We start from the raw sequence: 15,359 nt of genomic DNA, 5'->3' as shown, positions 1-15,359 counted from the left end.
TTCAGCGTTTTAAATAAGCCTCATGCAGCGATTTTAAATGGCTGTATAAATGCTCAAGATGGCCATCATTCAGCACAATATCATCTGCCAGACTACGCTTTTGCTCACGTGGCATTTGCGCCTGAATAATCTTTTTAATTTGCTCGATCGATTGGTGATCACGCATAGCAGCCCGCTGAATCTGCAAGTCAATCGATGCATCTATGAGCAAGGTATGATCAGTCAGTTCATGCTGGTTGGTTTCAAACAGCAGGGGAGAAACCAATATCACATAGGGACTGGTCGCAGCATGGAGTTGCTGAATAATCGACTGGCGAATGGCGGGATGGGTAATGCTTTCCAGTATTTTACGCGCATCTGGATCTTTAAAAATATGTTCGCGTAATGCCCGACGATTCAGTTCGCCATTTGCTAAAAGTACCCAATCCCCAAAAGCAGCATGAATTTGCTGTAAAGCGGGTTGGCCTTTTTTAACAATCTCTCGCGCGACAATATCGGCATCGACTACCATAATGCCCTGGGTTTCAAACCATTGACTGGCAGCCGATTTTCCACTGCCAATTCCTCCAGTTAAACCCAAGATAAAAGTCATATATATACCTAAAAATTACTGTCCCAAATAGATTTTCATAATCTGCTCACCCCAAATGAACGCAATCCAGCCAGCAATCGCAATATAAGGACCGAATGCAAAAGGTTGGTTCTCTTTGCGTATTTTCAGCAGAATAATACCAATCACTGCACCAACGAAAGAAGAGAGCAATACGATCAGCGGCAGCAGAAATGGCCCCATCCAGGCGCCTAAGGCAGCAAGAAGTTTAAAGTCTCCATAGCCCATACCTTCCTTGCCCGTTAGGATTTTAAACAGATAATACACAATCCAGAGACAGAGAAAGCCAATAATGTAGCCCCAGATTGCAGAACTTGGACTGGTATAGATACCATAACTATTAATGCCTAGACCCAAGGCTGCCAGGGGTAAAGTATAGCGGTCAGGTAAAAGTTGGGTATCAAAGTCGATAAAAGTCAGTGCAATCAATGTCCATGTGAGAACTAGACCAAACAACATTTGCAGGGTGGGGCCAAATACGGCCACAATGATCAGGGAGCATAGTGCAGTCAATAGTTCAATTAAGGGATAACGACTACTGATCGGATTTTTGCAAGAACCGCATTTACCGCCTAAGGCCAGCCAGCTGATGACGGGAATATTTTGATACCAGCGAATTTCAGTCTGGCATTTCGGGCAGGTAGATGCCGGTTGGCTTAGCGTCAGTTTGGATTCATCAATAATGGCTTGTTCAGGATGCAGCAATATTTGACAATCCTGTCGCCACTCTTGCTCCATCATCTTGGGAGTTCGATAGATGACGACATTTAAAAAACTGCCGATACACAGACTAAAAAGCCCAACTGCAAGATAAAGTGCAGTTGGGTTAATCATAAAATAAGCGATAAATTCTTGCATTAAACCACAGAACCCATTTGGAAGATTGGAAGATACATGGCAATCACCAGACCACCGACCAGTACACCCAGCACTGCCATAATTAGGGGTTCCATCATGGAGGTTAAGCCATCTACAGCATTGTCGACTTCGTTTTCAAAGTGTGTTGCGACTTTATCGAGCATACTGTCAAGAGCACCTGATTCTTCTCCAATCGCGACCATCTGTACTGCCATTGCAGGGAATTTATTGGTCACACGCATGGCAAATTGTAATTGTTGTCCTGTAGCTACATCGTCACGGATTTTCATGACCGCAGTTTCATAAACCACATTATTGGTTGCGCCCGCAGTGGATTCCAGTGCATCAATCAAGGGCACACCGGCAGCAAAGGTGGTTGCCAAAGTTCGACTGTAACGTGCAATAATGGCTTTATAAACGAGGTCACCAAAAATAGGGGCTTTGAGTGCGGCTTTATCGAGAAAATCACGAAACTTTTTACTACGTTTTTTTGCTTCTAAAAATGCAGTTATCGCAACACCCACAGCTAAAATTAAAATAAACCAATACTTCTGCATCCATTCAGACATGCTGACGACCATTTTGGTAAAGGCCGGTAAATCTGCTCCAAATGAGCTAAAGACATCTTTGAATACGGGCACGACTTTAACCATCAAAATAATGGTCACAATTACGGCAACACAAATAACAGTGGCTGGATATTTCATGGCTTTTTTGATTTTCTGTTTTAAGAGTTCGCTTTTCTCTTTATAAATTGCGACGCGATCAAGCATGGTCTCCAAAGCACCAGACTGTTCACCGGATTCCACTAGGGAGCAGAACAAATTATCAAAATATTGAGGGTATTTTTTAAGGGCACCGGCAAAAGTATTCCCGCCCTCTACTTCGCCTTTAATCCCTAATACCACTTCACGCATGGAAGGATTTTCAAGGCCTTCTGCAACAATTTCAAAGCTTTGGACCAGGGGAACACCTGCTTTCATCATGGTCGCGAGCTGGCGGGTAAAAATAGTAATATCCAGCGTGGTTACTTTCTTTTTCATCAGCCCTTCGAGAATATTTTTACGTTTTTCCCGAATGTGTTTAATGGTAATGCCTTGCTTACGTAAGGTCACTTTAGCAAGTGCCATATTACGTGCAGGTAACTCCCCTTTAAGTTTTTCCCCTTTACGATCAATGCCTTCATAACTGAAGGTGGGCATCATCTGTGCTTTTTTGACAGCCATGCGTTTATCCTTATTTTAAATTTCATTTATTCACTGGTTACACGATTGACTTCCTGAAGCGAAGTCACCCCCTGCATAACCTTAACTAATCCTGAACGTCTTAAATTATTAAACCCCGATTTTTCAGATGCTGCTGCAATTTCCAGTGCATTACCATCTTCCATAATAATTTTCGAAATTTCAGGTGTCACTTTCATGACTTCATAAATACCGACACGACCTTTATAACCTTCACGACACTCGGAACAGCCTACAGGCTGATATACTTGAAATTCTGGATGTTTAAGATCTTCCTCAGTAAAACCCATTTCTAATAAGCTGGGTTCTGGAATATCTGCAGGCACTTTACATTGTGAGCATAAACGACGTGCTAAACGTTGTGCAATCACCAAGTTGACAGAGGTCGCAATATTAAAGGATGGAACGCCCATGTTGCGTAAACGCGTCAAGGTCTCTGGTGCACTGTTGGTATGCAGTGTAGACATGACCATATGACCCGTCTGCGCGGCTTTTACGGCAATTTCGGCAGTTTCCAGATCTCGAATCTCACCCACCATGACAATATCTGGATCTTGACGTAGAAATGATTTCAACGCTGCAGAGAATGTTAAGCCCACTTTGGCATTGACGTTGACCTGATTAATTCCTTCCAGGTTAATTTCCACTGGATCTTCGGCAGTTGAAATATTGGTGTCTTCACGATTCAGAATATTTAAGCCAGTATAGAGTGATACGGTTTTACCTGAACCTGTTGGACCTGTAATCAGCAGCATACCCTGAGGTTTGTCTAAGGCCTGCATAAACAGCTCTTTCTGCTCTGGCTCATAACCCAATGCATCAATACCGAGCATGGCACTGGAGGGATCCAGAATACGCAGCACCAGTTTTTCACCAAACAGGGTTGGTAAAGAGTTGACACGAAAGTCGATGGCTTTGCTTTTTGAAAGCTTAAGTTTAATCCGTCCATCCTGAGGTAAGCGCTTTTCAGAAATATCCATTTGAGACATGACTTTTAAACGCGATGCCAAACGTGTAGCCAGTTGCAAAGGTGGATTGGCAATTTGACGTAATACACCGTCAATACGGTAACGGACACGATAAGATTTTTCATAAGGTTCAAAATGCAAATCTGAAGCGCCCATACGAATCGCATCAATTAACAGTTTATTAATATATTTAACGATGGGAGCTTCATCCCCTTGAGGGCCATCATCTTCATCGCTAGCTTTATTTACATCTTCTTGTTCCAGATCCAGATCGATATCTTCATCAGAGAATTCGAAGCTATCCGCTTGGGCGAAGTTTTGTTCGATCAGTTTGTGTAATTTTGGATATTCTACAATAACCGCTTCAATATTCATTTTACTACTGAAGCGGATTGCATCCATGGCATCTATATTGGTGGGATTACTGGTTGCGACGTAGAGTAAATTCCCTCGTTTGAAAATGGGCAAGACGCAATGTTTGCTAATGAGTTTTTCATCCAGCCCTTCGCGGATAATTTGAGCCGAATCATAGGCACTCAAATCAAAAAGAGGTTCTCCAAATTCTTGAGAAATTTTTTCTGCAATATCCAGGGAGGAAATTTTCAACTGATCAATTAAAAAAGGGACAATATCTTGATTGGCTTTTTTTGCATTCAATATTGCACTCTGCATATTTTCAGCAGAAACTAAGCCATCTTCGACTAAACGCCGAATAAAACCTGTAAATCTTGGTGAACCTTGTAATGCTGCCATGCTTTAATATGCCTGCTTAATCAATCTGTTTATAATTGGTATCATTAAATTATACTTTTGTTATATAAAAATACCATATCTGAAAGTGTTGTCATCTACTTAATATCAGATAAAACTTTGAACCAGTCGTAATTACAAGACTAAGTTTTTTTTGTAGCAATTTTGAAAAACAACAAACTTATAAAAAAGGCTGGTGAAAATTATCTAAAAAATGCTGAATTCCGTGTAGAATGTGCGCGGTTTAATGAATTGTTTTTAATAGGTTACTGTATGTCGGGTTCGGCTATTACTCCTTGGGTTGTCGGCAATTGGAAAATGAACCCAATGCAAGCAGATGCCAAAGTATGGGTAAATGATTTTAAAAAATTATTGCAAAATAATGAAATTAAAGAACAAGATTGTTATTTAGGTGTGGCACCGACGATGCTTGCTTTAGCTGGAGTGAAGAGTGAATTAGCAGATTCAGTCCGGCCCATTTATAGCGTTGCCCAAGATGTTTCCCGTATTTCTGGAACAGGGGCATATACCGGTGAGGTGAGTGCTGAGTTGCTGAAAGATCATCAAATTGACTTTGTACTGATCGGTCATTCAGAACGTCGGGAAATTTTTGCTGAAACTGCCCAGATCCTGAATGAAAAAGTTAAAAATGCTTTAAATGCGGGATTAACCATTATTTATTGCGTAGGTGAAAGCCTGGAACAGCGTGAAAATGGTCAGGCAGAGCAGGTGGTATTGCAACAAATCTGTGATATTGCCGCAGTTGTTCAGGCTGAACAGTGGAAAAATATTGTGGTGGCTTATGAACCCATTTGGGCGATTGGTACCGGCAAAACAGCTTCACCTGAAGACGCACAGGCGATGCATGCCAAAATTCGTGCAGGTTTGACTCAAATTACACCTTTAGGTGTAAGTATGGCGATTTTATATGGTGGTAGTGTTAAGCCAGAAAATGCAGTAGAGTTGGCTGCCTGTCCAGATATTAATGGTGCGCTGGTTGGTGGTGCATCTTTAAATGCAGAGTCTTTCTATAAAATTGCTCAGGCTTTTGCAAATACAAAATAATTAGGAGTTCAGCATGCATGCATTTGTGCTGGTAGTACATATTATCTTAGCCCTTTTAATGATTGTATTGATTCTGGTACAACATGGTAAGGGTGCCGATGCGGGTGCATCATTTGGTGGTGGCGGTGCAGCAACTGTATTTGGTGCTTCGGGTTCAGGTAATTTTTTAACCCGTGTAACGGCAATTTTAACTGCTTTATTTTTTGTAACGAGCTTAAGTTTAGCGGTGTTTGCCAAGAAACAAACCACCGATGCCTACAGCTTGAAATCGGTACAAACCACAGTTCCTGCACAAACTCAATCGCCTGAAACTTCGCCAGTTGCACCAAAAACTGGTGAATAAACCTATTTAGTTCTTTCTTTTTGGGTTTGATCCGACTAGAATGCGACACAGCTGCGGTGGTGGTGGAATTGGTAGACACGCTACCTTGAGGTGGTAGTGCTTTCGGGCGTGGGGGTTCAAGTCCCCCCTTCCGCACCAACTTGTAATCCAGAACATAAGTTGGTGTGTGCAGCAAATCTGTTGATGCGGGATGGAGCAGTCTGGTAGCTCGTCGGGCTCATAACCCGAAGGTCGTTGGTTCAAATCCAGCTCCCGCTACCAATCAATCTTATTTTAGATGCAAACTGAAATAGGCACCTTGAATATTTAAGGTGAGATTAATTTTTGTAATGTTGTTGCGGGATGGAGCAGTCTGGTAGCTCGTCGGGCTCATAACCCGAAGGTCGTTGGTTCAAATCCAGCTCCCGCTACCAAGTTTTTAAGTGTGTAGGAACGCTGTTGATTGAAAAGTTGTTTGCTCTTCGGGCTCAGCTCTTCATAGAGTGGCGAAGGTCGTTGGTTCAAATCCAGCTCCCGCTACCACTTTTGATTAAGGTGCAACTTAATCAAGCAATCATTGAATAGTTTTTAATTGAAAATGTTCGGTAGATTGTATATAATTTTTGCACGTTGATGCGGGATGGAGCAGTCTGGTAGCTCGTCGGGCTCATAACCCGAAGGTCGTTGGTTCAAATCCAGCTCCCGCTACCAAGTTTCTAAAAGGCTCACAAAAGGTGGGCCTTTTTGCACAGTGGACTTTGGTTTTTCTGTGTAAATAGGGGCGATTACGCCCTTTTTTATTGGCTATCGTGTAGTGTCCGACATTTATTGGTCAAATCGTCATGTTTCACTACTAATATAGTTGAGTTAGTCTGAACCGGTCACCGCGACCATTAAATCGCACCATATTGACGAGAGTAAATGAAGCTATCAAATAAAACTCAAGCACTCCAAGACCTAATCGCTCCTGCAGTGCAAGCATGCAATGTAGATCTTTGGGGAATCGAATTTCTTCCTCAAGGAAAGCGTTCTTTATTGCGTATCTATATTGATAAAGCAAATGAAACCGATGCCCAGCCTGTTTTGAATGAAGAAGGCGAGCTAGAGCAGGGCCGTGGCATAGGCGTACAAGACTGTGTGCGCGTAACACAGCAAGTCGGTGCCATGCTTGATGTGCATGATCCAATTTCTGGTGAATATTCACTTGAAGTGTCTTCGCCAGGTTGGGATCGTCCATTTTTTCAACTCGAACAAATGCCAGCCTATATTGGACATCAAATTGCGTTACGTCTGATTAGTGCTGTCGATAACCGTCGTAAATTTCAAGCAAAACTGATTGCTGTTGATCTTGAAAATGAACTCATTCAAGTGGAAGTTGAAAAACAACAAGTCCTTGAAATTGATAGTCATAATATCGACAAAGCAAATTTGATTTACCAAGATTAATTTATCTAATAAATAAGAATCTGAACGAATAGGTGACTTATGGCACGTGAAATTCTTACCGTAGTAGAAACGGTTAGTAACGAAAAAGGTGTACCTCGTGAAGCGATCTTTGAAGCGCTAGAACAAGCGCTTGTAGCTGCGACTAAAAAGAAATTTTATGAAGGTACACACTCGGAAGAAGCACGTTTGCGTGTGGAAATCGATCGTAAAACAGGTGATTACCGTACTTTCCGTCAATGGGAAGTAGTAGCTGATGAAGATCACGAGATGCCTGCATGTCAGGATGCCATTTCGGATGTTGATCCTGCTCAATGGTCAATTGGTGACATTCGTGAACTCGAAGTGGAATCGATTGATTTCGGTCGAATTGCTGCACAAATTGCCAAACAGGTAATTGTACAAAAAATTCGTGAAGCTGAACGTGCTTTAGTTGCTGATGCCTATGAGTCTAAAGTTGGTGAACTCATCTATGGTGAAGTGAAAAAGCAAACCAAAGATGGCTTTATTATTGACTTGGGTGACAATGCGGAAGCTTATCTTGCTCGTGAAGAAATGATTCCTAAAGAAATTCTTCGTCCTAAACAACGTGTAAACGCGATTTTATATAGCGTGAATCGTGAAGGCCGTGGTGCACAATTATTATTGTCGCGTGCACGTCCTGAAATGCTGATTGCGTTGATGAAGAAAGAAATTCCTGAAATTTCTGAAGAAATTATCGAAATTAAAGCAGCTGCACGTCAACCGGGCGTTCGTGCTAAAATTGCTGTGAAAACCAACGATCACCGTATTGATCCTGTGGGTGCGTGTATTGGTATGCGTGGTACACGTATCCAGGCAGTACAATCAGAGCTCAATGGCGAACGTATTGATGTCGTTGTATGGTCTGACGATCCGGCACAGTACATTGCAAGTGCTTTAGAGCCTGCAGATGTATCGAGTATTGTGATTGATGAAGATGTTCACAGCGCAGACATCATTTTTGCAGCAAGCGATCAGTTGGCACGTGCCATTGGTTCACAAGGTCAAAATGTCCGTTTAGCCTCTGAATTGACCGGCTACAAACTGGATATGATGCTCGAAGATGAATTCTACGCACGTCAACAAAATGAAGCTCAACAATATCTCGACATGTTTGTTACCCGTCTGGATATTGAAGAAGACTTGGCAATGGCTTTGGTTGAGATGGGCTTTACTTCGCTAGAAGAAATTGCTTATGTTCCAGCTGAAACATTTGATGAAATTGAGTTGGATGCTGAAACTGTTGAATTATTGCAAAGCCGTGCGAAAGAAATTACATTGGCAGACGCGTTAAAACAACAAGAAAACATTCAAGATCCAAGTGCAGAACTTGTTGCAATGCAAGGGATGACACAGGAAATCGCATATGCCCTTGCGGCCCGCGGTGTGGTGACTGTAGATGATTTAGCTGACCAAGCCACTGACGATATTGAAGATATTGAAGGTTTAGGTGCGGAAAAAGCGGGTCAACTTATTATGAAAGCGCGCGAATCATGGTTTAACTAGGAGGAAATATATGACGGACAAGTCGATTAAAGAGTTGGCTCTCAGCGTGGATCGCCCCGTTGAGAAGCTCCTAGAGCAGGTTCGTGACGCAGGTTTACCGCAACGTAAAGCTGAAGATATTATTTCCACTGAACAACAAAATACCCTCGTTAACCATTTGAAGAAAGTTCATGGTCAAGACGATGGGCATGCAGGAAAAATCACGTTGAAACGTAAAACAACCAGTACTGCTAAAGTGGCTAGTACATCAGGTAAGGCAAAGACAATTAACGTTGAAGTGCGTAAAAAACACACGTTTGTTAAGCCTGATCCTGAACAAATCAAAGCTGAAGCACTTGCTAAAGCACAGGCAGACAAGGATGCAACTGCATCTGCTGCTAATCCTGAACAAAAAACTGAAGCACCTCAACCAGGCGCATCTAAGGCTAAACAAGCTTTAGAAGCAATGCGCGCTGCTGCTAAGCAAGAAACGGCTAAGCAAGAAGTACCAAAAGCTGCTGTTGTTGTGAAGCGTAAGTCAAACAACAAACCAATTGTAAAACAAACGGTTAAACAGGTTGAGACGGCTGAACAGAAAAAAGCACGTGAAGCGCAAGCTGCCCAATTAAAAGCAGTTGAAGAAGCAGCACGTCGTAAATCGGCTGAAGAAGCGCAACAACGTACGCTTGAACAAATGCGTCAAATGGCTTCTAAGTATACCTCTGAAGATACTACCGCAACGATTCGTGTTGTCGATGATTCTCCATTGGCGGCTGGCCTTGTTGGTCAGGCTTATGAAGATTCATTTGCAAAAGAAGACCGTGAAATTAAACGTGGTGGTAATACTACAAGTACACGTGCACCGAAAAAAGGCGGACGTCGTGGTCAGGAAGAGCAATCTTTCAGCCATAACCAGCATAAACGTGGTTTGAAAACCAGCCAAGGCAACAAGCATGGCTTTGAAAAACCTGTTAAAAAACAAGTTTATGATGTTGAAATTGGTGAAACCATTGTTGTTGCTGACTTAGCTGCGAAAATGGCGATTAAAGTTCGCGAAGTTATCAAATCACTCATGAAAATGGGTGAGCTTGTTACTCAGAACCAGGCGATTGAGCAAGAAATTGCGGCACTTGTGGTTGAAGAAATGGGTCATAACCCAGTTCTAGTATCGGATACTCAAGCTGAAGATAACTTATTTGAAGCAGCTGAAGAAGCGCGTGGCGTTCAAACCACTCGTGCGCCAGTTGTAACGATCATGGGTCACGTTGACCATGGTAAGACATCGCTTCTTGACCGTATTCGTCGTACCAAAGTGGCTGCGGGCGAAGCGGGCGGTATCACCCAGCATATCGGTGCATATCACGTTAAAACCGATAAAGGCATTATCACTTTCTTAGACACACCGGGACACGCAGCGTTTACTTCAATGCGTTCACGTGGTGCGAAAGCGACTGATATCGTGGTTCTGGTTGTTGCGGCTGATGATGGTGTAATGCCACAAACCGCAGAAGCAATTGATCATGCACGTGCTGCAGGTACACCAATCATTGTTGCAATCAACAAGATGGATAAAGAATCTGCCGATCCAGATCGCGTATTGAACGAATTGACCACCAAAGAAATCGTGCCTGAACAATGGGGCGGTGACGTACCTGTAGCAATGGTTTCTGCACATTCTGGTCAAGGTATCGATGAATTACTTGACCTGATTTCAATTCAGTCTGAATTGCTTGAATTGAAAGCATCTGAAGAAGGTGCTGCACAAGGTGTTGTAATTGAAGCACGTGTAGATAAAGATCGTGGTGCGGTTGCTTCTATTCTGGTACAAAACGGTACATTGAATGTGGGTGATTTAGTGCTTGCTGGTGCATCTTATGGTCGCGTTCGTGCGATGGTAGATGAAAACGGTAAACGTATTAAATCGGCAGGTCCTTCGATTCCAGTAGAAATCTTGGGTCTTCCTGAAGCGCCAATGGCGGGTGACGAAGTTCTTGTTGTTAACGATGAGAAGAAAGCACGTGAAGTCGCTGATGCACGTATGTCCCGTGAACGTGAAAAACGTCTTGAGCGTCAAAGTGCAATGCGTCTTGAAAACATCATGGCATCTATGGGCAAAAAAGATGTTCCTTATGTGAACGTTGTGCTTAAAACTGATGTACGCGGTACATTGGAAGCATTGACGGTAGCATTGCAAGCATTGGCCACTGATGAAGTTCGTGTTCGTGTGATCGGTTCAGGTGTAGGTGCAATTACCGAGTCTGACGTTACCCTTGCTGAATCTTCTGAAGCTGTTCTTCTTGGCTTTAACGTACGTGCTGATAATACTGCACGTCAAAAAGCAGATGCAGATGGTATCGACATTCGTTATTACAGCATCATCTATGAATTGATTGATGACGTGAAAGCGGCAATGAGCGGTAAACTTGCTCCTGAGCATCGTGAAACGATTCTTGGTGTTGCGCAAGTACGTGAAGTGTTCCACTCAAGTAAATTCGGTGCGGCTGCGGGCTGTATGGTACTTGAAGGCGTATTGCATCGTAACAAACCGATTCGCGTATTACGTGATGACGTGGTTGTGTTCCAAGGTGAGCTTGAATCTCTTCGTCGCTATAAAGAAGTGGTTGAAGAAGTTCGTGCCGGTATGGAATGTGGTCTTGCGGTGAAAGGCTATAAAGACATCAAAGCACTCGATAAGATCGAAGTGTATGATGTTCAATTGATTAAACGGAGTCTTTAATGGCGGGTAGTCAACGTCTGAAGCGTATGGGAGATTCAGTTCAGCGTGAATTGTCTGAACTGATTCGCCAAGAGCTGAAAGATCCACGCTTAGGTGGTCTGGTGACCATCTCTGCGGTGAAAGTTAGCCCAGATTTAGGATATGCCGAAGTTTATGTGACCGTGATGGGTCGTGAGCTGGGCGATGAGCAAAGTGAAGCAGCAAACAAAGATACCTTGGAAGTTTTAAATAAGGCTTCCGGTTTCTTGCGTCACGAACTCAGTCGTCGTATCAAGACACGTATAACGCCTCGCTTGCGTTTCCATTACGACAAAACCAACGCATATGGTAACTATATGTTTGGTCTGATTGCAGAAGCAGTGAAGGATTTACCTGCAGCTGATGATGCAAAAAAAGATGATGAATAATTGTTAAAAAAGAAAAGCCACCTTCGGGTGGCTTTTTTTATGGCAATTTATTCTACTCAAAATGAGCCGATTTCAGGCCAGATCATCATGTGAGTCTTTTTCTGCTTTTGGATTACGGCGTCGGGTACGTTGCCAGGGTAAGGGACGATCCAGCGCTTCCGGGACTTCACCACTGGTTGAACGTAAACGTAAATGTAGTGCTGCCTGTGCCATCAGGTTTGCAGACACGGGCGCAGTAATGAACGCCAGTAAAGTCAGCAACAGTTCGGCAAAACCAAAACGTCCCTGAAAGGCTGAAAAAATCATGGCGGCAATTAAGAAGCTGCCGAGTCCCAAGGTGCTGGATTTGGTCGGTGCATGCAGGCGCATGAATAAATCGGGCAGGCGCACCATACCAATGCCGCCTACCAGCATAAAGAAGGAGCCAATCAATAAAAAAATCGAGACCAGGATTTCCATGAAAAGTTGCATTGCTGTAGCTCCTAGTCGATCACATGGCCAGTGGTAAAGTAACGTGCCAAGGCTGCGGTAGAAACGAATCCCAGCATGGCCACCAGAAGCGCGCCTTCAAATAAGGAGGTACTGGCCCAATAGATGCCCAGAATGACCACCAGACAGGTTGCATTTAGAAATAGGGTATCCAATGCTAAAAGCCGATCTACGATGGATGGCCCCATTACCATACGAACCAGGCAAAGAAACATGGAAACAGTGATTGCGACCATACACAGCCCGAGTGCATAAGGCAAAATACTCATGAATCTTCTCCTAATTCCACATCAAAGATTTCAATCAGTGCTTTTTCATAACGGGTTTTAATTTCGATAATATCAATTTCGGCATTATCGGTGCTCAAGGCATGAACCAGAATATCGCCACGATCATGATCAATCCCTGCTGTCACTGTACCCGGAGTGGTGGTAATAATCAGGGCAAGTAAAACATTGACCTGTTCATGCTGAGTTTCCAAAGGCACACGAAACCATTTGGGATGCAGTTTATGGGTTGGACCAAGGACCAATTTGGCCACTTTAATATTACAGACAATAATGTCCCATAACACCACAAAGAATAATTTTACAGCCAAAATCCAGTGAATATTAGGAGTATGGCCAATAAAAGGTTTGACTAAACGTGGAATGGCAATGCCTAGTAATAAAGCCATGAGCAAGGTTGCCGGATCAAGGCTATGTGACAGCATGACCCAGCTTAATGCCACAATCACGGAAACAAAGGGATGAGGCAGCCAGTTTTCCCAAAACGATGTTTTTTGCATGCTTAAGGCTCCATAGGCTTGAGTTTGACATCATCCGGATAGGTGGAGAGCTGTTGCTGCTGCCTGATCTGACGCTGCTTATATTCTGAAATATGCTCACCTTCGAGCGTATCTTCAGAGATGATATAAGGAATCAGATGGGCATTTGGATCAACTGTTTCACCGCCATATTTGGTTTCGGGTAAATTTTCAGAATTATAAGGCTGCACACTAATCACTTGATGCAGATTATCTTTATGCAAAATAACCTGTTCATATAAGCCATTGTTCTGGATTTGTTCAGCTGTTTTGAACATATATTGCTGAATCGGATTTGCGCCAACCATATACAGCACCAAGCCTGATAACAACAGATAAATGGTTTTGTCATTGCGTGCAGGAGCTCGATCGGGTAGGGCCTGATAAGCTTTAAACTCTTCAGTTTCCGGATGATCTTCAGGTTTGCTGGCACGCCAGAACAGAATGAAGCCAACCCGGGTAAAGGCAATAATACTGAGCAAACTCACCAATAACACCATCGCAATAATAACGCCCTGATAAGGGGAATGCGAAGTCGCCTGCAAGATAAAAACCTTGCCTAAAAATCCACTAAAAGGCGGTAAGCCAGCCATCATTAAAGCAATCAAAAAGAAGGTCAATGACACCGCTTTTTGCTGTTTTATTTTCGGAGCAATATTGAAATGATCTTTGAATTCACCGCGTTGTGAAGTAATCCAGCCCGAGAGCAGATAAAACGCAGCGCCAATAATGGTGCTATGAACCAGATAGTACAGTCCTGCAGCCCAAGCCAAAGTATTAAACAGTGAAATGGCAATCAGCAGGGTACCGATGGAGGATAAAATCATAAAACCGACAAAACGGCGTAAACGCTCGGCTCCAATGGCGCCAATCACGCCATAGACTGAGGTGGCTAGGCCGATTGGAAGTAACCAGTTTGCCAGAATGCCCTGACTTAATTGGTCATCAAAGATCGTGCCATTTACCCGAAGAATGGCATAAATGCCCACTTTGGTCATAATGGTGAAAATGGCAGCCACGGGAGTGGTGGCAACGGCATAGGTTTTTGGCAGCCAGAAGCCGACCGGCAACATGGCAGCCTTGATGCCAAAGACCACAAAGAGCAGCAAGCCACCTGCAACCGCCAGGGTATGCTGATCCGGTTCTAACAGCGGGATTAAACGCGCGACATCGGCCATATTTAAACTGCCGACACTGCCGTAGATCATGCCCAGACCAATCAGGAACAGTGCAGAGGCCAGCAGGTTGATGGTGACGTAATGAATGCCGAGCTGAAAACGTGCCTTGCCTTGTCCATGGAGCAGCAGGACATAAGAGGCCATCAACAGGATTTCAAAAAATACAAATAAGTTAAATAAATCGCCGGTCAGAAATGCGCCACATAAGCCCATGAGTAAAAAATGGAACATGGCATGGAAATAACGCCCTTTTGCATCCCATGCGTGACTGGCAAACCATAAGATCGGTGTCGCCAGGGCATAGGTCAGCACCAGCATGAGGGCAGAAAGCTGATCCAGAACCAGCACAATTCCAAACGGTGCAGACCATTCACTGAGGTTGTAAGTACTGATTTGCCCGCTACTAGCGAATATTAAATACACTATGGCAGTGCTTAATCCCAGTATTGACGAGACATAACTGATGCCGCGACGCCAAGGCTGTCGCCAGTCACGTGATAACGAACCTGGCCCGGGATTGCCTAAAAGAACCAGCAAAAAGCCGGTAAATGCCGGAATTAAAATGCTAAAGATCGGGGTGTGTTCAGTCCAGAACTGGAGGATCGCATTCATTAAGGCTCATCCTCACGCGGGTCAATCAGGGGGATTTCTTCTTTCGAGTCGACGTGATCGGTTCCGGTTTCATAACGGCTGCGTAACGCCAGTTGTACAATAAAGGCGGTGGTAGCAAAGCCAATCACAATGGCGGTCAACACCAGCGCTTGAGGTAGAGGATCGGTAGCCTTGCTGGTTTCAGTCAGGACAGCCGGTGCATTGACCTGAATCCGTCCCATGGCAAACAGGAATAAATTGACCGCATAGCCAATCATCGCCAATCCTAAAACCACAGGAAAAGTACGGGCACGCAAGATTAGGTAAATGCCTGTTGCAGTGAGTAAGCCAATGGCAGAGGCAAGTAAAAATTCGAGACTGATCAT

Annotated in this window: 15 protein-coding genes and 4 tRNA genes; 10 read left to right on the top strand and 9 right to left on the bottom strand. The window is 43.7% G+C overall.

What is annotated here, in order from left to right; genetic code table 11:
• Position 1 precedes the first annotated feature (1 nt).
• Genes coaE through pilB form a run of 4 tightly spaced genes read right to left on the bottom strand, consistent with a single transcriptional unit; the run spans position 2 to position 4,433 of the window.
• Positions 2-592: a dephospho-CoA kinase gene (gene coaE, locus B9T26_RS09750; protein WP_086199510.1), complete on the bottom strand. Its 591-nt coding sequence runs from the start codon at positions 590-592 to the stop codon at positions 2-4.
• A gap of 15 nt (positions 593-607) precedes the next feature.
• Positions 608-1,468 carry a prepilin peptidase gene (locus B9T26_RS15900; RefSeq protein ID WP_086199509.1) on the bottom strand — a complete coding sequence of 287 codons (861 nt, stop codon included), beginning with the start codon at positions 1,466-1,468 and terminating at the stop codon, positions 608-610.
• A complete protein-coding gene (locus B9T26_RS09740) occupies positions 1,468-2,694 on the bottom strand; it encodes a type II secretion system F family protein (protein ID WP_086199508.1) in 1,227 nt (408 codons plus the stop codon). The genes B9T26_RS15900 and B9T26_RS09740 overlap by 1 nt, the downstream gene beginning before the upstream one ends.
• Positions 2,695-2,720: 26 nt before the next feature.
• The gene (gene pilB / locus B9T26_RS09735) at positions 2,721-4,433 is read right to left on the bottom strand and encodes a type IV-A pilus assembly ATPase PilB (RefSeq protein ID WP_086199507.1); all 1,713 of its coding nucleotides are present in this window, start codon (positions 4,431-4,433) and stop codon (positions 2,721-2,723) included.
• A 270-nt stretch (positions 4,434-4,703) separates the two neighbouring features.
• Here pilB and tpiA point away from each other — a divergent pair, with 270 nt between their 5' ends.
• The 10 genes from tpiA to B9T26_RS09685 all read left to right on the top strand — a co-directional run bounded on the left by tpiA (position 4,704) and on the right by B9T26_RS09685 (position 11,910).
• Positions 4,704-5,495, top strand: coding sequence for a triose-phosphate isomerase (tpiA, locus tag B9T26_RS09730; protein ID WP_086199506.1), 792 nt, complete (start codon positions 4,704-4,706; stop codon positions 5,493-5,495).
• A 13-nt stretch (positions 5,496-5,508) separates the two neighbouring features.
• Complete coding sequence (gene secG / locus B9T26_RS09725) at positions 5,509-5,838, top strand: preprotein translocase subunit SecG (RefSeq protein ID WP_086199505.1); 330 nt, start codon at positions 5,509-5,511, stop codon at positions 5,836-5,838.
• 53 nt (positions 5,839-5,891) lie between these two features.
• Positions 5,892-5,976, top strand: a tRNA-Leu gene (locus B9T26_RS09720).
• Positions 5,977-6,022: 46 nt separating this feature from the next.
• Positions 6,023-6,099 (top strand) — tRNA-Met (locus B9T26_RS09715).
• Between the two features lie 75 nt (positions 6,100-6,174).
• Positions 6,175-6,251, top strand: a tRNA-Met gene (locus B9T26_RS09710).
• A 200-nt stretch (positions 6,252-6,451) separates the two neighbouring features.
• Positions 6,452-6,528 (top strand) — tRNA-Met (locus B9T26_RS09705).
• A gap of 210 nt (positions 6,529-6,738) precedes the next feature.
• Positions 6,739-7,263, top strand: a complete 525-nt coding sequence (gene rimP / locus B9T26_RS09700) for a ribosome maturation factor RimP (protein ID WP_086199504.1) — start codon at positions 6,739-6,741, stop codon at positions 7,261-7,263.
• Positions 7,264-7,302: 39 nt separating this feature from the next.
• Positions 7,303-8,787 carry a transcription termination factor NusA gene (gene nusA, locus B9T26_RS09695; RefSeq protein ID WP_086199503.1) on the top strand — a complete coding sequence of 495 codons (1,485 nt, stop codon included), beginning with the start codon at positions 7,303-7,305 and terminating at the stop codon, positions 8,785-8,787.
• A 10-nt stretch (positions 8,788-8,797) separates the two neighbouring features.
• Positions 8,798-11,503, top strand: coding sequence for a translation initiation factor IF-2 (gene infB, locus B9T26_RS09690; protein ID WP_086199502.1), 2,706 nt, complete (start codon positions 8,798-8,800; stop codon positions 11,501-11,503).
• A complete protein-coding gene (locus B9T26_RS09685) occupies positions 11,503-11,910 on the top strand; it encodes a ribosome-binding factor A (protein ID WP_086199501.1) in 408 nt (135 codons plus the stop codon). Before infB ends, B9T26_RS09685 begins: the two co-directional genes overlap by 1 nt.
• 72 nt (positions 11,911-11,982) lie before the next feature.
• Here the strand turns inward: B9T26_RS09685 and B9T26_RS09680 are convergent, their stop codons facing one another.
• Genes B9T26_RS09680 through B9T26_RS09660 form a run of 5 tightly spaced genes read right to left on the bottom strand, consistent with a single transcriptional unit; the run spans position 11,983 to position 15,359 of the window.
• Entirely contained in the window at positions 11,983-12,381 is a 399-nt protein-coding gene (locus tag B9T26_RS09680; protein ID WP_086199500.1) for a Na+/H+ antiporter subunit G, read from the bottom strand.
• Between the two features lie 11 nt (positions 12,382-12,392).
• Positions 12,393-12,668, bottom strand: coding sequence for a monovalent cation/H+ antiporter subunit F (locus B9T26_RS09675; protein WP_086199499.1), 276 nt, complete (start codon positions 12,666-12,668; stop codon positions 12,393-12,395).
• Complete coding sequence (locus B9T26_RS09670; protein ID WP_086199498.1) at positions 12,665-13,186, bottom strand: Na+/H+ antiporter subunit E; 522 nt, start codon at positions 13,184-13,186, stop codon at positions 12,665-12,667. Before B9T26_RS09670 ends, B9T26_RS09675 begins: the two co-directional genes overlap by 4 nt.
• Positions 13,187-13,188: 2 nt before the next feature.
• Positions 13,189-14,994, bottom strand: coding sequence for a monovalent cation/H+ antiporter subunit D (locus B9T26_RS09665; RefSeq protein ID WP_086199497.1), 1,806 nt, complete (start codon positions 14,992-14,994; stop codon positions 13,189-13,191).
• A complete protein-coding gene (locus tag B9T26_RS09660; protein WP_086199496.1) occupies positions 14,994-15,359 on the bottom strand; it encodes a Na+/H+ antiporter subunit C in 366 nt (121 codons plus the stop codon). Before B9T26_RS09660 ends, B9T26_RS09665 begins: the two co-directional genes overlap by 1 nt.

It is taken from the genome of Acinetobacter sp. ANC 4169 (genome assembly GCF_002135355.1).
GTDB lineage: Bacteria > Pseudomonadota > Gammaproteobacteria > Pseudomonadales > Moraxellaceae > Acinetobacter.
This window is presented reverse-complemented; position numbering and strand designations above follow the sequence as displayed.